This is a genomic window from Rhodococcus sp. IEGM 1307 (assembly GCF_030056915.1).
Lineage (GTDB): Bacteria > Actinomycetota > Actinomycetes > Mycobacteriales > Mycobacteriaceae > Rhodococcus_F > Rhodococcus_F opacus_D.
Map to the genome: position 1 here is coordinate 299,363 of NZ_JASHKW010000002.1, position 18,948 is coordinate 318,310.

15 protein-coding genes are annotated in these 18,948 nt (G+C 69.7%); 3 read left to right on the plus strand and 12 right to left on the minus strand.

The window, feature by feature from the left end:
* Positions 1–46: 46 nt before the first annotated feature.
* The 3 genes from recC to recD are packed head-to-tail and all read left to right on the plus strand — an operon-like array spanning position 47 to position 8,480.
* Positions 47–3,307, plus strand: coding sequence for an exodeoxyribonuclease V subunit gamma (gene recC / locus QM841_RS05165; RefSeq protein WP_283331147.1), 3,261 nt, complete (start codon positions 47–49; stop codon positions 3,305–3,307).
* Entirely contained in the window at positions 3,265–6,615 is a 3,351-nt protein-coding gene (locus tag QM841_RS05170; RefSeq protein ID WP_502943217.1) for a UvrD-helicase domain-containing protein, read from the plus strand. Before recC ends, QM841_RS05170 begins: the two co-directional genes overlap by 43 nt.
* Positions 6,612–8,480, plus strand: coding sequence for an exodeoxyribonuclease V subunit alpha (gene recD, locus QM841_RS05175; protein ID WP_283331149.1), 1,869 nt, complete (start codon positions 6,612–6,614; stop codon positions 8,478–8,480). Before QM841_RS05170 ends, recD begins: the two co-directional genes overlap by 4 nt.
* Here the strand turns inward: recD and QM841_RS05180 are convergent.
* The 12 genes from QM841_RS05180 to QM841_RS05235 form a co-directional block, all read right to left on the minus strand.
* A complete protein-coding gene (locus QM841_RS05180; protein WP_280782115.1) occupies positions 8,398–8,928 on the minus strand; it encodes a DoxX family protein in 531 nt (176 codons plus the stop codon). The two genes, recD and QM841_RS05180, sit on opposite strands and share 83 nt — an antisense overlap.
* Positions 8,929–8,945: 17 nt before the next feature.
* Positions 8,946–9,437, minus strand: a complete 492-nt coding sequence (locus tag QM841_RS05185; RefSeq protein ID WP_283331150.1) for a DUF4188 domain-containing protein — start codon at positions 9,435–9,437, stop codon at positions 8,946–8,948.
* 132 nt (positions 9,438–9,569) lie between these two features.
* The gene (locus QM841_RS05190) at positions 9,570–10,064 is read right to left on the minus strand and encodes a pentapeptide repeat-containing protein (protein ID WP_283331151.1); all 495 of its coding nucleotides are present in this window, start codon (positions 10,062–10,064) and stop codon (positions 9,570–9,572) included.
* Positions 10,065–10,280: 216 nt separating this feature from the next.
* Entirely contained in the window at positions 10,281–10,670 is a 390-nt protein-coding gene (locus tag QM841_RS05195; protein ID WP_283331152.1) for an excalibur calcium-binding domain-containing protein, read from the minus strand.
* A 217-nt stretch (positions 10,671–10,887) separates the two neighbouring features.
* On the minus strand, positions 10,888–11,616 hold the full coding sequence (locus tag QM841_RS05200) for a hypothetical protein (protein ID WP_283331153.1): 729 nt from the start codon (positions 11,614–11,616) through the stop codon (positions 10,888–10,890).
* A gap of 1 nt (position 11,617) precedes the next feature.
* On the minus strand, positions 11,618–13,000 hold the full coding sequence (locus QM841_RS05205) for an L-serine ammonia-lyase (protein WP_283331154.1): 1,383 nt from the start codon (positions 12,998–13,000) through the stop codon (positions 11,618–11,620).
* 4 nt (positions 13,001–13,004) lie between these two features.
* A complete protein-coding gene (locus tag QM841_RS05210) occupies positions 13,005–13,418 on the minus strand; it encodes a glycine cleavage system protein H (protein WP_280782110.1) in 414 nt (137 codons plus the stop codon).
* 151 nt (positions 13,419–13,569) lie between these two features.
* Positions 13,570–14,247 (minus strand): aminotransferase class IV, encoded by a 678-nt coding sequence (locus QM841_RS05215; RefSeq protein ID WP_283331155.1) that lies wholly within the window; start codon positions 14,245–14,247, stop codon positions 13,570–13,572.
* Positions 14,244–15,143, minus strand: coding sequence for a dihydropteroate synthase (gene folP, locus QM841_RS05220; RefSeq protein ID WP_283331156.1), 900 nt, complete (start codon positions 15,141–15,143; stop codon positions 14,244–14,246). The genes QM841_RS05215 and folP overlap by 4 nt, the downstream gene beginning before the upstream one ends.
* A gap of 77 nt (positions 15,144–15,220) precedes the next feature.
* The gene (locus tag QM841_RS05225; protein ID WP_283331157.1) at positions 15,221–15,814 is read right to left on the minus strand and encodes a sarcosine oxidase subunit gamma; all 594 of its coding nucleotides are present in this window, start codon (positions 15,812–15,814) and stop codon (positions 15,221–15,223) included.
* On the minus strand, positions 15,807–18,665 hold the full coding sequence (locus QM841_RS05230) for a 2Fe-2S iron-sulfur cluster-binding protein (protein ID WP_283331158.1): 2,859 nt from the start codon (positions 18,663–18,665) through the stop codon (positions 15,807–15,809). Before QM841_RS05230 ends, QM841_RS05225 begins: the two co-directional genes overlap by 8 nt.
* Entirely contained in the window at positions 18,662–18,940 is a 279-nt protein-coding gene (locus QM841_RS05235; RefSeq protein WP_283331159.1) for a sarcosine oxidase subunit delta, read from the minus strand. The genes QM841_RS05230 and QM841_RS05235 overlap by 4 nt, the downstream gene beginning before the upstream one ends.
* Positions 18,941–18,948 lie beyond the last annotated feature (8 nt).

Consider the following 18,948-nt stretch of genomic DNA (forward strand, 5'->3'; position numbering starts at 1 on the left):
GTGGTAAGTCTGAGCCGACCGGAGTTGGGGAGCGAAGGGAGGCCACGTGCTCGTACTGCATCGCGCCGAGCGTTCCACCACTCTCGCGTCGGCTCTCGGCGACGTGCTCGCGACCCCGCTGTCCGATCCGTTCGCCCGGGAGGTCGTCGCCGTCCCGGCGAAGGGGGTGGAGCGCTGGCTCACCCAGCGACTCTCGACCGCGCTCGGTGCCCGGCCCGACGTCGGCGACGGGGTGGCCGCCAACATCGACTTCCCGTCCCCGACCCGGCTCGTCGACGAGTGCCTCGCCGCCGCCACCGGGGTGTCCGCCGACGACGACCCATGGAACTCGTCCCGGGTGCTGTGGGCGTTGCTCGGCGTCGTCGACGACTGCCTCGGTGAGCCCTGGTGTGCCGTCCTCGCGAAACACCTCGGGCACGGTGTCCCGGACCGCGACCCGGACGATCACCGGCCGGGCCGGCGCTACGCGACCGCGTCCCACCTGACCGATCTGTTCCGCAGTTACGCCGCACAGCGGCCGGCGATGCTGGTCGACTGGGCCGGTGGCCGCGACACCGACGGTGCGGGTGGTCCACTCGACGACGACCTTCTCTGGCAGGCCGAACTGTGGCGGCGGCTGCGCGAGAAGATCGGCAGCCCCGCTCCCGCCGAGCGGCTCGACTCCGCCTGCGCCCGGCTGCGAGCGGAACCGGACCTCGTCGAACTCCCCGCCCGACTGTCGCTGTTCGGTCCGACGCGCCTCGCCACCGATCAGATCGCCGTCCTCGCCGCCCTGGCCGTCAATCGTGATGTGCACCTGTGGCTTCCGCATCCGAGTCCGGCCATGTGGTCGTCGTTGTCGACGGCAGACAGTGTTCTCGCACGCGCCGACGACCACAGCGCGCTGTCCGTCGCCCACCCGCTGCTGTCGAGCCTGGCGCGGGACGTCCGCGAACTCGAGTCGAGGCTGACCCGCCTCGACGTCGACGACCTCCACCACGAGGGGCCTGCGCCCCGCGACTCCCTGCTGGGGTGCCTGCAGGCGGATGTCCGGGACGACCGGGCGCCCGCGCTCGCCGAGTGCACGGCCGACACCTCCGTCCAGGTCCACGCCTGTCACGGACCGGCCCGCCAGGTGGAGGTCCTGCGCGAATGCCTCCTGCATCTCTTCGAGGACGATCCGACTCTCGAACCGCGTGACGTGCTCGTCATGTGCCCCGACGTCGAGTCGTACGCCCCGCTGATCCGGGCCGCGTTCGGGCAGGACGTGCTCGGGCATCCCGGCCATCGCCTCCGGGTCCGGCTCGCGGATCGTGCCCTGCACCAGACCAATCCGGTTCTCGCCGTGATGTCGACTCTCCTCGAACTCGCCGACGCGAGGGTGACGGCGAGTCAGGTCCTCGACCTGTCGGCGGCCGCGCCGGTACGCAGGCGGTTCCGGTTCGGCGACGACGACCTCGAACGGATCCGGGAGTGGGCGACCGCGACGGGCGCCCGCTGGGGAATCGGGCCGCGGCAGCGCGCCGCATTCGGTCTCGGCGACTTCCCGCAGAACACGTTCACCACCGCGCTCGACCGCATCCTGCTCGGCGCCGCCGCCGACGAGTCCGAAGGCGAATGGCTCGCCCTGGCGCTGCCGCTCGACGACGTCGACAGCAACGACATCGACCTCACCGGGCGGCTGGCCGAATTCGTCGACCGGCTCGACGTCGCGCTGCGCGGGCTCGGCGGTCCGCAGTCGGTCGCGGACTGGTCGAGCGCGCTCACCCGGGCACTCGACCTCCTCGTCGACGTCAGCGCCGCCGACACGTGGCAACTCGCGCAGGCGCGACGAGAACTCGGGGCGGCGATGGAGCACGGCGGCGACGCGGTCCTGCGACTGTCGGACGTGCGCGCCATGCTGGCCACCCGGCTCGCGGGCCGCCCCACCCGCGCGAACTTCCGCACCGGCGAGCTGACGGTGTGCACCATGGTGCCGATGCGGTCGGTGCCGCACCGCGTCGTCGTTCTCCTCGGCCTCGACGACGAAGTGTTCCCGCGCGGGGTGAGCGTGGACGGCGACGACGTGCTGGCCCGTAATCCGCTTCTCGGCGAACGTGATCCGCGCAGCGAGGACCGGCAGCTGCTGCTCGACGCCGTGATGTCGGCGAGTGAGAAACTCCTGCTGTTCTATACGGGCGCCGACCCCGTCACCGGCATGTCCCGGCCGCCGGCGATCCCGCTGTCCGAGCTGCTCGACGCAGTGGCGGCCACCGTCGGCAGCGATGCCCTCCCCGGCGTCGTGACCCGGCATCCGTTGCAGCCGTTCGATGCACGCAACTTCCGGCCCGGGCACCCGTTCAGCTTCGATCGGGCGGCGCTGGCCGGTGCCCGCGCCGCGCAGCACCCGCCCGAACCGGAGCCCGCATTCCTGCCTGCGCCATTGGTGCCGCCGCCGCTGGGGGACGTCGATCTCGCGGACCTCATCGCGTTCCTGGTGCACCCGACGCAGGTGTTTCTGCGGCAACGGCTCGGGTTGCGGGTCCCCGACGTGGACGAGGACCTCGCCGACGCACTGGAGGTGTCGCCCGATCCGCTGGCCCGGTGGGATCTCGGCCAGAGGATGCTCGTCGCGAGGCTGACGGGAGTCGAACTGGCCGACTTCCGCGCCGCGGAGTGGCGCCGCGGGACGTTGCCACCGTTCAAGTTGGGGGAGTCGGTGCTCGGTGGAATCGAGCACGCGGTCGAGTCGCTCGTCGCCGTCAGCGGGTCCGTGCACGTCGGGCGGGCGGAAACCGTGGACGTCGATGTCGATCTCGGCTCCGGACGGCGCCTCACCGGCACCGTCGGCGGGGTGCACGGGTCGGTGATCGCGAGCACCACGTATTCGAAGTTGGGGCCGAAACACCGCCTCGCAGCCTGGGCACAGTTGCTGGCCGTCGCGGCGTCCGACCACGAGACCGAGTGGACTGCCGTCACGACCGGCCGCGGCGCGTACAGCCGTCCGGCGTGGCGCTCGACCCTCACCGCACCCGAAAACGCACTGGAGGAGTTGGTGCGACTCGTCGAACTGCGCGATCTGGGGCTGCACGCGCCGTTGCCGATCGCCACGGGCGCGTCGGCGGCCTATGCCGAACGACGCCACGGCGGCAGCAGCATGGAGGACGCGATCGAGGCGGCCCGGAAGGAATGGAGCAGTGACTTCGGTGACTCACGCGACCGGCACATCACGTACGTGTACGGGGTTTCGCCCGGGCTCGACGTCCTCGGCGACACGGTGACCATCGAGAACTACGCCCGGCAACTGTGGGCGCCGCTGCTCGCCGCCGAGACGTTGGCGCAGCCGTGACCGGCGCGCGAGGCTTCGACCTCCTCGGTCCGCTGCCGGAGGGAACGACGGTGCTCGAGGCGAGCGCCGGCACCGGCAAGACGTACGCGATCGTCGGCCTGGCCGCCCGCTTCGTCGCCGAGGGAGGCGTGGACCTGTCCCAGCTGTTGCTGGTGACGTTCAGCCGGGCGGCCACGCAGGAGCTGCGGGAACGCACCCGTGAACGATTCGGTTCCGCCGCAGCCGCATTGGCCGATCCGGCAGCGGCACGGCTGAGCGCGGATCAACTGATCCGGCATCTCGCCGAAGCCGACACCGACGAGGTGACGCTACGGCGCCGGCGCCTGCTGCAAGCACTGTCGGACTTCGACGCCGCCACCATCGTCACCACCCACAGCTTCTGCCAGCGCGTGCTCGACGGGCTCGGCATCGCGGGCGAACGCGACCCCGACACCGTGCTGGTCGAGGCCGCCGACGACCTCACGACGGAGGTGATCGCCGACCTGTACCTGCGGGCCTACAGTCGCGTCGAGTCGGCGCCGTTCACGCCGGCGGAGGCCACCGCGGCCGCCCGGGCCGCCATCTTCGACCCACAGGCCGTGCTTGCCCCGGAAGATGCGCGGGGCACCCCGGCCGGGGACCGGGTGGCGTTCGCCGAGGCGGTGCGCGCCGAAGTCGAACGGCGCAAACGCGCAGTGGGTCTGCGTGACTTCGACGATCTCCCGATGCTGCTCCACCGCGTCCTCAGTGATCCCGAGCACGGTGCGGCGGCCTGCCGGCGAGTCCGCGAACGCTACGGCGTGGTGCTCGTCGACGAGTTCCAGGACACCGACCCGCTCCAATGGGACATTCTGCGCCGCACGTTCCACGGCAGCGGAACGCTGGTGCTCGTCGGCGATCCGAAGCAGGCCATCTACGCGTTCCGCGGCGCGGAGGTGCTCAGCTATCTGGACGCGGTGCGGTCGGCCGACCGCCACCAGGAGTTGACCACCAACTGGCGCAGCGATCAGGAACTCCTCGACGGCCTCGAATATCTGCACGGCGGCGCCGCGCTCGGGCATCCCGAGATCGTGGTGCACCGCGTCGACGGTGCGAGACCGAAGTCGCGTCTGACGGGTGCCGCGCCGCTGCGGCTGCGGTATCTGCCGAGGACCGGCGCCGGGCCGATCAACAAGTCGGGATACCCCGCGGTCGGGCCGCTCCGGAAGCGGATCGCGGCCGACCTCGCCGCCGACATCGTCGCTCTCCTCGACGGTGGCGCGACACTCGACGTCGGGGGGAGCGCCCGGCTCGTCGAACCCGGCGACATCGCCGTCCTGGTGCGCACCAACGCACAGATCACACTGGTCCACGACGCCCTCGACCGGGCAGGTGTGCCGTCCGTGCTCGCCGGTGGGGCCAGTGTCTTCACCACTCCGGCTGCGCAGCACTGGCTCTGGATCCTGCAGGCCATCGAGCAACCGCACCGTTCAGACCGGGTGCGGCTGGCCGCGCTGACCCCGCTGCTCGGGCACACGGCCGAGGAACTCGACGCCCGCGGCGACGACATCGTCGCCGAGGTCGGCGGGCAGCTCCGCGAGCTCGGCGCGGTGTTCGCGCAGTCCGGTTTCGCGGCGCTGTTCGAAAGACTTTCCGCGGTCGCCGCACTGGAGGCGAGACTGCTACGGGTGGCAGCGGGTGAGCGGGCACTGACCGATCTCCGGCACGTGGCGCAGTTGCTCAACGGTGCCGCCGTCGAGCAGTCGCTCGGTCTGACGGCCGTCACCCGCTGGCTCACCGAACGGATGAAGGATCCGTCCTCGGGTGGGGTGGACCGCAGCCGAAGACTCGACAGCGACGCCGCGGCGGTGCAGATCGCGACCGTCCACGCCAGCAAGGGCCTCGAATTCCCGCTCGTGTACCTGCCGTACGCCTGGGACGCCGCGAAGATCTCGAAGCCGAGCAAACTGCTGCTGCACGACGACGACGGGCGACGCATCCTCGACGTCGGTGGTCCGGGCAGCCCCGGTTACGCGGATCGCCGGAACCGGCACGACGCGGAGGAGGCGGGGGAGGAGTTGCGGCTGCTGTACGTCGCGGTGACCCGGGCGATGTGCGGGCTCGTGGTGTGGTGGGCACCGGCGTTCACGACCGCAGGCGCGCCGTTGCACCGGATGATCCTGGGACGGCAGCCCGGGCAGCGGGAGGTCCCGCAGAAGGTCACCGTCCCCGAGGATCCGGTTGTCGCGGAACGGTTGTCGACGTGGGGTGCGGAAGCGCCGGAGACGGTGACCGTCGAGGCGGTGGGTTCCGACCCGATCGCGCGGGTCGGGTGGACACCACAACGTGAGCCCCACGGAGACCTGGAAGCCGCGCGCTTCCGGCGGCTGCTCGACACGCGCTGGCGTCGCACGTCGTATTCGGCGTTGACCGCGTCCGCGCACGACGCGCCCGCGGTGGGCAGTGAGGCCGAGGTCGAGGAGAAGACGGACGAACCGGCCGAACCTCCGTTGCAGGCGCCGGCCGACGTCACGGCGGGGGTGCCGTCGACGATGAACGAACTGCCCGGCGGCGCGACGTTCGGCACGCTCGTGCACGCGGTCTTCGAGATCGTCGACACCGCGGCACCCGATCTGGAAGCAGAAGTCCTGCGGTGCTGCCGCGACGTGATCGCGTCGACGCTGTCGGACATCGACCCCGCCCAGCTGGCGACGGCGCTGCTGCCCGTGCTGCGGACTCCCCTCGGCGCGGGGGGCGAGCCGACTCTCGCCGACATCGCCCCCGCAGACCTGCTGGCGGAGCTCGACTTCGAACTGCCGCTCGCCGGTGGCGACACACCCTCGCTCACCGTGATGCTCGACGGCGTCGGCAGGCTGCTGCGCACCCACCTTCCCGTCGACGATCCGCTGCGGCCGTACGCCGATGCCGTGCAGACACTCGAACCGACTCCGCTGCGCGGATACCTCACCGGCAGCATCGACGTCGTGCTGCGGTTGCCCGGACCGCGATACGTCGTGGTCGACTACAAGACCAATCGCCTCGCGCAGGGCGACCTGACCACCGCGCACTACACCCGCGAGTGCATGGCCGCCGAGATGGTGCGGGCGCACTATCCGCTGCAGGCATTGCTGTATTCCGTTGCATTGCATCGCTATCTGCGCTGGCGGCAACCGAACTACGATCCGGCGGTGCACCTCGGTGGCGTCCAGTACCTGTTCGTTCGCGGAATGGTCGGCCCCGACACCCCGCCCGGCTGCGGAGTCTTCGACTGGGCACCGCCCGCCGCGCTGATCACCGAGCTGTCCGATCTGCTGTCCGGGTCGGCCTCCGAGCACGAGGGGACGCGATGACCGAGGTGCAGGTGGCGCAGCGCGGCAAGGGGATGCTGCGGGTGTTCAACGAGGCCGGTGTGCTGGCCGCCGCGGACGTGCACGTCGCGTTGCGGTTGTCGGCGCTCGGCGGCGAATCCTCGGAAGACGTCGTACTGGCCACCGCGCTGGCGGTGCGCGCGGTGCGGTCCGGCTCGGTGTGCCTGGACCTGACGCGGATCCGTGAGGTGACCGTCGACGAGGAGTCCGAAGTCGATCTCGACGCACTGCCCTGGCCGGATGACGGCATCGTCGTCGAGGCACTGCGGCGGAGTCCGCTGGTCATGGGTGGTTCGGCGGGACCGCTGCGACCGCTGCGGCTCGTCGACACGGCCGAGGGTGGCCTGCTCTACCTCGACCGGTACTTCCGGCAGGAAGCGACCATCCGGCGGGTACTCGACCAGCGCGCCGTCGGGCATCCCCTCGTCGACGAGCAGTCGCTGCGGGAGGGCCTGGACGCGTTGTTCCGCGACCAGAACGACGACGGGGAGCCGGCCCCGGCACCGGACCGGCAGCGAATCGCCGCCGCAGTGGCCGCCACACAATGGACGTCGGTGGTGGTCGGCGGACCCGGAACAGGCAAGACGCACACCGTCGCCCGGGTACTGGCGCTGCTGACCAGGCAGCCCGGGCCGGGCCTCCGGATCGCGCTCGCCGCACCCACCGGAAAGGCCGCGGCGCGGTTACAGGAGTCGGTGCGCGAGCAGTCCGACGCACTCGGGTTGCCACCCGACCTGACTGCGATGACGCTGCACCGGCTGCTGGGGTGGCAGCGCGGCCGTGGCAGCCGGTTCCGCTACAACGCGAACAATCACCTGCCCTACGACGCGATCGTGGTCGACGAGACGTCGATGGTGTCGCTGACGATGATGTGCCGGCTCCTCGAGGCGGTCCGCCCGGACACCCGGCTGGTGCTCGTCGGCGACCCCGATCAGCTGACGTCCGTCGACGCGGGCGCGGTTCTGGCCGATCTCGTGGCCAGGCCGGTGACGGGAACCGAGAATCCGGTGCTCGCCAGGATCGTCGGCGCCGACCTGGAGGCGGCCGACGACCCGCTCGAGGCCGCCTTGAGCGCTGGGGAACGGGACAGGTTGCGGGGCGGAGTGGTGCGGCTCAGCCGAGGGCGGCGGTTCGGCGGCGGCATCGCTCAGCTGGCCGTCGCGGTGCGGAAGGGCGAACCGGACGAGGTCGTGAAGATCCTGTCGAGCGGTTTCCCTGAGGTGTCGTTCCACGGTCCCGAAGATCTGGACGCGTTGCGGGCGGACGTGGTGGGGACGGCCGCCGCGGTCACCGCAGCCGCGGAATCCGGCGATGCCGTTGCTGCACTGCGGCATTCGGAGGAGCACCGGCTGTTGTGCGCGCACCGGGAAGGTCCGTACGGCGTGCAGCGGTGGGCGCGGCAGGCGATGGAGTGGATAGGGGAGGCGACGGGGCAGCGACTGAACCCGGATCGCTGGTATCCGGGCCAGCCGCTGATGGTGACTGCCAATGATCACGAAACGAAGATCTACAACGGCGACACCGGGGTGATCGTGCGCCGCGACGACGACGAACTCGTCGCCGCGTTCGTGCGGGGCAACGAACCATTCCTGTTGCATCCGACGCATCTGTCCGCGGTGCAGACGGTGTACGCGATGACGATTCACCGCAGTCAGGGCAGCCAGTACGACACGGTGTCCGTGGTTCTTCCCGGCGAGGCGTCGTCGCTGCTGACTCGCGAATTGCTGTACACCGCGATCACCCGGGCACGAAAGCACGTGCGGATCATCGGGTCCGAGGATGCAGTGCGGGCGGGAGTGCAACGCCGGGTGCTGCGGGCGAGTGGGCTTCGGAGGGCGATTCCGTAGCCCGGCTCCGCCGGTAGGCGATCACGACCGCGAGTGTTGCCGACACGAAGACGACCTGCAGGAGTGTCCGGGGGATCAGGGCTTCGAACGGTCCCGTCGAGAGTCCCTCTACGGCGGCGTACACGTTCGCCGGGAACATCAGGATGAGCAGGGCGGTGAGGCAGCCCGCCGCCCACGGCGCAGTGCGTCGTATCAGCAGTCCCGCGGCGCCTGCCAGTTCGAGCAGACCGGTCACGGTCACCAGTAGCTCGGGGTTCGGCAGCGACGGCGGGACCATGGCGACGAGTTCCGCACGCATCCCCACGAAATGGGCCATGCCGGTCAGCGTGAACATGGCCGCGAGTCCGCCCCGCAGGGCAACAGGCCACGGCCGGAGCCGGCGCACACCCGCCGCACCTGCAACGAGGAGTGCCAGAGTGACGGCAACGAGGGCGATCAAGGGTTCCATGGTTTCTCCTGAATCGATCACTGTTCGTGGGTGTTGTTACTGCGGGACAACCGGTCTCGGGCACGGCTGAAATTCTGTGTGACGGGCACACGTGCGGTGGCGCGGGCCAGGCCCATCGCCGGCGTGCCGACGTAGATCGACTCGGCGCGGTCCACCGGATAGGTCTCGTGCCAGACGCCGACCGCACCGGGCGCCTTGCGGGCCCGCCGGTTGAATGCGGCCCAGTCCGGACGATGCTTCGCTTGGCTGTCACTGGCGTAGGCGTACAGCTTGTCGACGGAGTTCCAGTACTGGATCACTGTCGGGCCGCGCCCCTCGAACGTCAGGCGGTAGCCCATCAGACCCGAATCCGGGTCCTCGGACAGTTCGCGCAGCATCCTCGGCATCGCGAGGAAGGTGGGTAGCCACAGGTCCGGTCGCCAGGGTCGGTTGATGGTCATCCCGATCAGGAAGACCACCAGTTCGCCGTCGTAGTGGTGCGTCGAACGGGTGGGGTCGATCGTCGTCATCGGATGCCTCCCAATGTTGGATACCGATACTATCTAATAGTGGATAGTGCGGGTATCCAATGTCAAGGGGTGTGGGCATACGAAAACCCGGACCGCGCAGTGCGCGGCCCGGGTGACTAGGTCAGGAGTGGTTTACGGAGCCGGAAATGTCGGTGTCACCGGGACGACCGAGGCGAGTGCGCGCTCGTGGGCGTCGGTGGACCATTCGGGTTCGGTCGTGATGTTCATGTCCCCGACGATCGTGCCGAAGATGTCGATGTCCGTGCTGTACAGGATTACCGCGTTGCGCTGCGAATCCGTGAAGTTCGTGCCGGTGATGTTCGCGTCGCTCAGGTCGGCGTACGACAGATTCGCGGCGGCGAAGTTGGTGCCGGTCAGGTTCGCCCGTGTCATGTTCGCGCCCGACAGGTCGGCGAAGCTCAGGTTCAGGCCCGCTAGATTCGCGGACCTCAGATCGGCGCCGGGGCAGGTTGTGCGATCGCCGGGGTTCGGAATGGCCACGATCTTGCAGCCGTTGATCTCGGTGAGGACGTCCGCCGCGGCCGTCCCGGCGCCCGCACTGAGTGCGGCACCCCCGGCCAGCGCGACCGCGCCCAGTGTCAGAGCCCTGAAATGTGTCCTGCTCATGCCGGACCGCCCCCTCGCGTAGAACCTCAACCGTCATCGCCGAACTTAGTGCCGGGCGCCCTGCGCCGCACGGGGAATGGCGACACCTGCACGTTGGCCGAGGCGTTGCCAGGCACCGACGCACCCCTTCTCGGTAGACGCACCCGTTCCAGGGCTCGAAAAGGGGTGCGTGGGCGCAGAAGGGGTGCGTGTGTCGGGCGGCGCGCCGGGGATCGACTACTCGCAGGCGATGCCGTCGTTGTCGCGGTCGAGGTGCGACGCGTAACCGTCCTGGCCGCGGTAGATCGGCGTCACACCCGCATTGCGGGCCTCGGTGCAGTTCTTGTACCCCGCGCGGGGTGCGGGAGCCTGCGGTGCCGGAGCCGCCTGCGGTGCGGGGGCTACCTGCGGTGCCGGCGCGACCTGCGGTGCGGGTGCCGGTGCTGCCGGAGCCGCGGGCGCGGGCGGCAGGAGGGGGTTCACGGCGTCGGCCGAACCGCTCGGAATCAGCGACGCAATCTCCGGGGGAAGGAAGTCGAAGATCGTCGCCGCCTGTGCGGAGGGCGCGACTGCCATCGAAATGGCGGCACAACCGAGGACGCTGAGAACTAACCGTCGAGCCTTCATATTTACCTCGTTCAGGGGTGGGGTGGGGCTTCGGCAGGACCACCGGCACATGCACCTCGCGACAGTGCTTTCGTGAATTCGATCCCGTCTGCCGATGATGGTAGCCGCGGCCGAAAGATTCTGTGACACAGGCGTCTCCGCTGTCGATCACGCGAATGACAGCGGGAGTCGCGCGACCCGCGGGATCTGAAACGCTGTCAGCGCTGCGGGAGAACGGTCACCCCGAGCGGCCGCGGACGTTCGTCGACACCGTGCTCGCGGCCGCGCAGTAATCGCCTCGCGGGAGCAGGTGCGCGGCGGCCGTCCGCCACGGGTCGAGCAGGGTCTCGAAGTGTGCGGTGGTGAAGTCGTGCCGCCCCACTAGATCGGACACCGCGTGCGCGGCTGCCGCGTCGCGCACCGCGGTCGCGATGTCCGCGCACAGTTGCTCGTCCTCGCGCACTGTCGCCTCGTCCATGAAGTGCCGTTCCCACGCGGCGTCCTGGGCGCGGTACCAGGATTTGATCCGGCCCGCGTCCCAGGCCGCCTCACGTGCGCACGCCCAGGCACCGAGCCGTCGGCGGCTGTCGACGACGCTCCTCGTCCGCGTCAGCGCACCGAAGTGCCCGTGCAGGAGGGCTGCCGCTTCCACGGCGTGTCGCATGACGTCCTGCCAGTTCGGGCCGAAGCTCTGCTCGCACTCGTGTTCCGTCACGGCGAACGTGTCGAGGGCGGACAGCGCGTCGTCCACGACGTCGACGTGGAGAAGGTACGAGCCGGGCAGCTCACGTCGGCTCAGCAGCTGGAACGCGACGAACGCGTCGCCGCGGACCGGGGCGCAGTGCACGAGGACGTCGAGCACCGACAGCCGGGTCTCCGGCGCGTAGTCGCCGGGCTTCGGAACCGGGTGCCGCCGGATGAACTGGGCGGCGCGGGCAGGGAGCAGGCGCAGTTCGTCGGTGATCATGTCAGCACTCGACATAGTTGACCGGGACGTTGACGGCCAGACCACCGGTCGACGTTTCCTTGTACTTCGACAGCATGTCTGCGCCGGTCGAGCGCATCGTCTCGATCACCTGGTCGAGGCTGACCCGGTGGGTGCCGTCGCCGCGCAGGGCCATGCGAGCGGCGTTGATGGCCTTGCCCGCCGAGATCGCGTTGCGTTCGATGCACGGAATCTGCACCAGCCCTTCGATGGGATCGCACGTGAGACCGAGGCTGTGTTCCATCGCGATCTCCGCGGCATTCTCCACCTGTTCGATTGTGCCGCCGAGAATCTCGGCGAGCCCGGCAGCGGCCATGGACGCCGCGGAACCCACCTCGCCCTGGCAGCCGACCTCGGCTCCGGAGATCGACGCGCGTTCCTTGTACAGCGATCCGACGGCGCCGGCGGCGAGGAGGAAGCGGATCGCGGTGTCGTCGGGATCCGACTTCCCGGCTGGGGTGTAGTGAACGGCGTAGTGCAGCACCGCGGGGATGATGCCCGCGGCCCCGTTGGTCGGCGCGGTGACGATGCGGCCGCCGGATGCGTTCTCCTCGTTGACGGCCAGGGCGACGAGGTTGACCCAGTCCTCGGCGAATGCGGGATCACGGTGCGGATCTTCCTGATCCAGGCGGAGATACCAGTCCCGTGCCCGCCGGCGCACGCGCAGGGCGCCGGGAAGAATTCCGTCGCGCGCGATCCCGCGCTTCTCGCATTCCACCATGACGTCGCGGATATGGAGGAGCCGTTCGTAGATCTCCACGGTCGACCGCGTTTCGCGTTCGAACTGGAGCATCACGTCACTGATGGTGTAGCCGTGGCGGGCCGCGACGTCGAGGAGTTCCTTGGCGGACCCGAACGACAGACCGCCGGTGGCGGGGCGCGGCGGCTGTGCGCTCTCCGCTTCGGTGACGACGAAGCCGCCGCCGATGGAAAAGTAGGTTTCGCTGTGGATTTCGACGCCGGCGGCGGTGGACGCGGTGATCCTCATCCCGTTCGGGTGCAACGGCAGGATGGTCAGCGGATGGAGGACGATCTCGTCCTCGGCGAGTGCGACGTCGTGGGATCCGCCGACCCTGATGCGCCGGGTGCTGCGCATCTCCTCGAGACGTCGTTCCATTTCCTCGGTCTCGATCTTCTCGGGAAAGTACCCCTCGAGCCCGAGCAGCACCGCGGACATCGTCCCGTGGCCCGCTCCCGTGGCTGCGAGCGACCCGTACAGGTCGACGCGGATGTCCGCCGTTGCGTGCAGGGCGTCGAGGGCGCGGAGGTCGGAGACGAACCGTGCGGCGGCGCGCATCGGTCCGACGGTGTGTGAACTCGAGGGGCCGACGCCGACGGAGAACAGGTCGAACACGCTGATGGTCATGGGATTACACCGCCTCACTGAGTTCGTTCGCGTATTGCGCGGGGGTGAGAAGTCCGTAGGCGGACGACGTCGGCGAGGGGAGGACGGCGAACAGCCAGCCACGGTGGAAGGGGTCGTCGGCGACGAGTTGCGGGTTCTCGGCGGCGTCGGTGTTCGTCATCGTGACGAGTCCGCTGATCGGCGCGTACACCGTGACGACGGTCCGGGCGGACGTCCACACGAGGGCGCAGGGGGCGCCTGCCTCGATCGTGCTGCGCACTGCCGGAAGTTCCAGTCCGACCACCTCGACCTCGTCGAGTGCGGTGTCCGTGACCCCGGCCCGGAGCGGGTAGTCGGCGAAGCTCTGTCCCGGTGCGAGGGCCAACCAACTGTGCGTTGCCGTGAACCGTCGATCCGAGGGAATCTTTCCAGCTCTCATGCCTTTTCCTTTGACAGTCGGGCGTTGTGGTCGCGGAGTCGCGCTGTGATCCAACAGGTCTGACATTGATATATCAGTATGTGTCATAACAGTAGGTCAGGTGTGAGGGTGGGTCAAGAGGTGGTCCGGAAAACGTCCGGAAACGAAGCGGCTACGGCCGGAGAGTCGCGGGCAGCACGCCTTTGAGTGAGCTCGTCACGGCGAGCGCCTCGGCGGCCAGGAGATCGCGCGGCGTGAGTATGCGTTCGCGCATCAGCCCGCGGTCGAGCTGCCACGACCGCTCGACACCCGGCAGGCACCCCGACGCCAATGGCGGCGTCCACCAGACGCCGTCGATCCGGGCGGCGAGATTCGCGATCGTGGTCTCGGTGACGTGCCCGAGTTCGTTGACCAGCACGACGTCGTCGGCCCCGGGATGGCGGTGTCGTCTGCGGTCGTATCGCTCGCGCAACGTCGTCTTGTGTCCGAGGAGAACGTCCCGGGAGTCGACGGGCTCGCCGTCGAGCACGAGAGACACCGACGCGGGTGCGACCGGCGGCCCGAAGACGTCGACGTCCACCCCGCCGTCGCGGTGCAGGCGCACGCGGACCCGGGCCGGACCGACGCCCGACAGCCGCTGCACGAGGTGGCGCCGGACGTCACGTTCCCCGAACTCGTACCCGAGCACGGCCGCCGAACGGGCCAGACGTCGCAGGTGACGGTCCACGTGCCGCAAGCCGGTCCGCGGATCGTGATACATCGTCTCCATCAGCTGGGCACCAGCTTCGACAAGCTGCGCTTCAGCAGGACCGATCGTCGCGAGACCGGCGGCGGACACGGAGGTGTTCACTGTGCGGAGACTCGATTCGACGCGTGACTGAAGCTGGCGGGACCACGATATACGAGCGCGCGGAGCACGGATACCGCGTCCACAGTGGCGGCCACGTCGTGCACCCGTAGGACGGCTGCCCCGTTCTGTGCGGCGATCAGGGCAGCGGCCACCGAGGCGGCCTGACGGTGCTCGACGCCGCGACCGGTGATCGTGCCCAGCATGCCCTTCCGGGACAGTCCGGCCATCACGGGAACACCGAGGTCGGTGATCTGCCGTAGCTCGGCCAACAGCGCGAGGTTGTGGGCGAGGGTCTTGCCGAAGCCGAAACCCGGGTCCACCATGACGTGCTCGAGCGGAATTCCCGCGCCCCGGCAGGCGCCGACACGGTCGACGAGGAACCGGCGCACCTCGGACACGACGTCGCCGTACTCCGGCGACGTCTGCATCGTTTCGGGCTCGCCCCGCATGTGCATCAGGCACACGGGTACGTCCAGGCCGGCCGCGGTCCGCAGTGCCCCCGGAAGCCGGAGGGCACGAACGTCGTTGATCATCGACGCGCCGGCGGCGACCGCCTCGCGCATGACGTCCGGTCTCGAGGTGTCGACCGAGATCGGGACCGACGTCGACATCGCGAGGGCTGCGACTACCGGCACCACGCGCTCGATCTCCTCCGCGACGGACGGCGGGCGGGACCCGGGGCGGGTCGACTCGCCGCCGACGTCGAGGAGGTCGGCGCCCTCCGCGACGAGCGACAGCCCGTGTTCGACCGCCGCGGAGGTACCGAGGTATCGGCCGCCGTCGGAGAACGAATCCGGGGTCACGTTGACGATGCCGCAGATCAGGGGAACGTCGCGTGCGAGAGCGTCGAGCAGTCGGCCGGGGCCGGTGGCGGTCAGCGTCGGGAACGGAACCATTCGGGCGCATCTCCTTCCAGAAAGGGGAATCGGTCCGGTGGACGACGCCGTGCCGTCCACCGGACCGACGCTGTCGCTTACACCGGGTCGACGCCGAACTCCTCCGCGGCGTCGATCAACCACTCCGCGAGGTACCGGGCGAACGAGGGCCGCACGAGAATCCGGTAGTCGGTCCCCTCGTCGTCGAGCGCGATCAGGATCACGCCCGCGAGGCCGAGCATGGTCTGCGCTGCAGTGCCGCGGCCGTACACCCTCGGATGCAGATCCAGTGAGCACCCCTTCTCGAGGACGTCGCGGGCATGAGTGCCGCGCAGCCGCAGGGTGGTTCGCTGTCCGGAGACGTCGATCGCGGCGCCGCCGTGGGGTGTCACCGCCGCCCGCAGGTCAGACTCGAGAGCAGGCGCCGACTGTGATCGCGTGGTGATCAGCCACTCCTCGGGACCGAGCCAGACGGCGGTGGTGGCGTCGGTGCCGGCGGACGTCGACGCCGCGGTGGGGAGGTCGAACCCGAGGACCGTTGCGGCGGCCGTGGCTCCCGGTCCGGCCGCGTCGACCCACAGGTCGACCATCGCGACAAAAGGTTCCTCGGCGATGCTCACCGACTCGGGGAGTTCGGAGAATTTCTGGTCCCAGCCGTGCAGGGGGCTGAGGGGGACGAGGGTGTCAGCCATCGCGACGTGCTCCTTCGGGATCGACGAGGACGGAACTGGTGACCTCGACGGCGACCAGGTTTCCGTCCACCGGGACGTGCAGGGTGTCGCCGAGCCGGGCCCGGCCGCCCTTGACGAGGGCGAGCCCGAACGGGCGGCCGAGTTCGGCGCTGAGATAGCTCGACGTGACGTGCCCGAGCATCGGCACCGGCGGGGGCGGCAGGATGCCGCCTTGCGCCTCTTCGATGATCTGCGCGCCCTCGGGCAGCACGGTCTGCTTGTCGAGGGGCAGCAGTCCGACGAACTGTTTGCGCAGCGGGTTCTGGTTCTCCGCCCGGGTGAAGGAGCGCTTCCCGATGAAGTCGCGCTTCTTCTTCGACACGGCCCAGCTCATCCCGAGGTCCTGCGGGGTGACCGTCCCGTCGGTGTCCTGACCGATGATCGGGTACCCCTTTTCGGCGCGCAGGACGTGCATGGTCTCGGTGCCGTACGGGGTGATGTCGAACTTCTCGCCCGCGGCGATCAGGCGCGCCCAGACCGCGGGTGCGTGCCAGCCGTCGACGTTGACCTCGAACGCGAGTTCACCGGAGAAGCTGATCCGCGCGACCCGTACGTGGACGCCGCCGAGGGAGGTGTCGCGCCACGCCATGAACGGGAACGCGTCGTTGGTGACGTCGAGGTCGGGGAAGACCTCACCGATCACGTCGCGGGAGCGCGGTCCGACGACGGGGAACGTGGCCCACTGTTCGGTGACCGAGGTGAGCCGCACCTTCAGGTGGGGCCACTCCGTCTGCAGCCATTCCTCCATCCAGTCGAGGATCTTCGCGGCGCCGCCGGTGGTCGTGAAGACCTGGAACCGGTCGTCGTCCAGGCGCATCACGGTGCCGTCGTCGATGACCATGCCGTCGACCCCGCACATGACGCCGTAGCGGACCATGCCGACCTTCAGGGTGCTCATCATATTCGTGTAGACCATGTCGAGCAGCACCCCGGCGTCGGGACCCTGGACGTCGATCTTGCCGAGGGTGGAGCCGTCGAGGATGCCGATGCTGCGGCGCACGGCAGCGCATTCGCGCAGCACCGCGGCGTCCATGTCCTCCCCGGGCAGGGGGTAGTAGCGGGGACGCTTCCACTGGCCGACGTCCTCGAACACCGCGCCGCGGCCGACGTGCCAATCGTGCAGTGCGGTCACCCGTTCGGGGTCGAACAGGGCGCCGCGGCTGCGGCCGGCGAGGGCGGCGAACGCGACCGGGGTGTACGGCGGCCGGAATGTGGTGGTGCCCAGCGTCTCGATCGGCCTGCCGAGCAGTTCGGCCGTGATGCCGGAGGAGATCACCCCGGACGTCTTGCCCTGATCGTGCGCGGTGCCGATGGTCGTGTAGCGCTTGATGTGCTCCATCGACGTCATGCCTGCGCCGACCGCGCGGGCCAGGTCGGCGACCGTCGCGTCGCGCTGCACGTCGACGAACTGGGTGTCCTCACCGGCGACGTCCCGCACCCGCCAGAGCACCAGCGGGGTGGACTGTTCGATCGCGGGTGCAGGTTCCGGGTCGATCGTGCGATCGGGAACGGTGAAGCCGAGGTCGCGCATGATCGACTGGCCGGCGGTCTGCCCGTCGCGCAGGCACCCGTCCAGGTCGAACACACCGTTCGCGGACCCGGCGACGGAGACTCCGTCGAGGTCCTCGCCGGGCACGAAGGCGCCGAGGTTCTCGTCGTAGCGGAGCTTGCCGCGGGCCTGGGAGAACAGGTGCACGGCCGGGTTCCAGCCGCCGCTGACGAGCAGGACGTCGCAGGCGAGGGGAACTGCGGTACGGGTGTTTTCGCGCTGGGCGACGACGGCGTGACTGATCCGGCCGTTGCCGCGGGTGCCGGACACCACCGATCCGGTGCGGATGGTGATGCCGCGCGCGTCGCATTCACGCTGCCAGCGGGCGGGTGCCTCGTCGCGGGCCTCGACGATCGCGTTGATCCGGACCCCGGCGTCGTGTAGGTCGATCGCGGCCTCGTACGCGCTGTCGTTGGTGGTGAACACGACGGCCTGCTCACCGACCTTGACACCGTAGCGGTGCAGGAAGGTGCGGGCACCGTGCGCGAGCATGATGCCCGGGCGGTCGTTGTCGGTGAAGACGACGGGACGCTCGTGCGCGCCGGCGGCGACGAGGATGTGCCGGGCGCGGATACGCCAGACGCGCTGGCGGCTCAGCGCCGCGGGGGCCTCGACACCGAGATGGTCGGTGCGCCGCTGCAGCGCGAGGACGAAGCCGTCGTCGTAGTTGCCGAACGCGGTGGTGCGCTGCAGGTGCAGCACATCCGGGTAGGTGGCGAGTTCGGCGACCGCGGCCGCGACCCAGTCGAGGGCGGGTGCGCCGTCGATGAGGTCCGTGGACCCGAGGAGGTCGCCGCCGGCTTCGCTCTGCTCGTCGACGAGCACCACCCGGGCGCCCGCCCGGGCCGCCGTGAGCGCGGCGGCGAGACCGGCCGGTCCGGCGCCGGCGACGAGGAGGTCGGTGTGGACGTGCTTGGCGTCGTACTTCGCCGAATCGGCGATCTCGGCGAGCCGACCCTGGCCGGGGATGCCGCGGGCGACGAGGCCGTCGAACAACTCGATGGTGGTGGCGAGCAGCATCGGCTCGGGGAACGGCTCCTCGATCTGTACGAGACCGCCGGTGTCCTCCGCCCACGCCGCGGTGATGCCGCGGGGCCGGCCGAGTTTGATGCTGGTGGTGATCTGGTGGACGCCGTTCGCGAGCAGGGCCGAACCGAGCGTGTCACCGGGGTGACCGGTCAGTTCCCGGCCGTCGAACGTGAAGGTGTAGGAGGTGTCGCGGTCGAGGCGACCGCCCTGGCGGGTGCGGAAGGGTGCGTTCACGATATCGTCGGCTTCTGCTCGTCCAAGCGGTAGACGCTGTGGAATCGGTAGGTGGCGGTGTCGCGTACGGCGTTGAACCAGCGCCGGCAGCCGGCGCTGTGGTTCCACCGTTCCGCGAAAAGACCTTTCGTGTTCGCGCGGAAGAACACGAAGTGCGCCCACTGCTCGTCGGTCAGGGATTCGGGATCTTCCGGATACAGGACGTGGGCTTCGCCGCCGTAGTGGAACTCGGTTTCCTCACGGGACCCGCACCACGGGCATTCGATGAGTTGCATTGTGGCTC

Excerpts from the sequence above, each read along its gene's own strand:
- QM841_RS05185 (WP_283331150.1), bottom strand. The coding sequence starts at position 9,437 with ATGACGACGATCGACCCCACCCGTTCGACGCACCACTACGACGGCGAA.
- recD (WP_283331149.1), top strand. The coding sequence starts at position 6,612 with ATGACCGAGGTGCAGGTGGCGCAGCGCGGCAAGGGGATGCTGCGGGTG.
- QM841_RS05180 (WP_280782115.1), bottom strand. The coding sequence starts at position 8,928 with ATGGAACCCTTGATCGCCCTCGTTGCCGTCACTCTGGCACTCCTCGTT.
- QM841_RS05210 (WP_280782110.1), bottom strand. The coding sequence starts at position 13,418 with ATGAGAGCTGGAAAGATTCCCTCGGATCGACGGTTCACGGCAACGCAC.
- QM841_RS05200 (WP_283331153.1), bottom strand. The coding sequence starts at position 11,616 with ATGATCACCGACGAACTGCGCCTGCTCCCTGCCCGCGCCGCCCAGTTC.
- QM841_RS05190 (WP_283331151.1), bottom strand. The coding sequence starts at position 10,064 with ATGAGCAGGACACATTTCAGGGCTCTGACACTGGGCGCGGTCGCGCTG.
- QM841_RS05195 (WP_283331152.1), bottom strand. The coding sequence starts at position 10,670 with ATGAAGGCTCGACGGTTAGTTCTCAGCGTCCTCGGTTGTGCCGCCATT.
- QM841_RS05205 (WP_283331154.1), bottom strand. The coding sequence starts at position 13,000 with ATGACCATCAGCGTGTTCGACCTGTTCTCCGTCGGCGTCGGCCCCTCG.
- QM841_RS05225 (WP_283331157.1), bottom strand. The coding sequence starts at position 15,814 with ATGGCTGACACCCTCGTCCCCCTCAGCCCCCTGCACGGCTGGGACCAG.
- folP (WP_283331156.1), bottom strand. The coding sequence starts at position 15,143 with ATGGTTCCGTTCCCGACGCTGACCGCCACCGGCCCCGGCCGACTGCTC.
- QM841_RS05235 (WP_283331159.1), bottom strand. The coding sequence starts at position 18,940 with ATGCAACTCATCGAATGCCCGTGGTGCGGGTCCCGTGAGGAAACCGAG.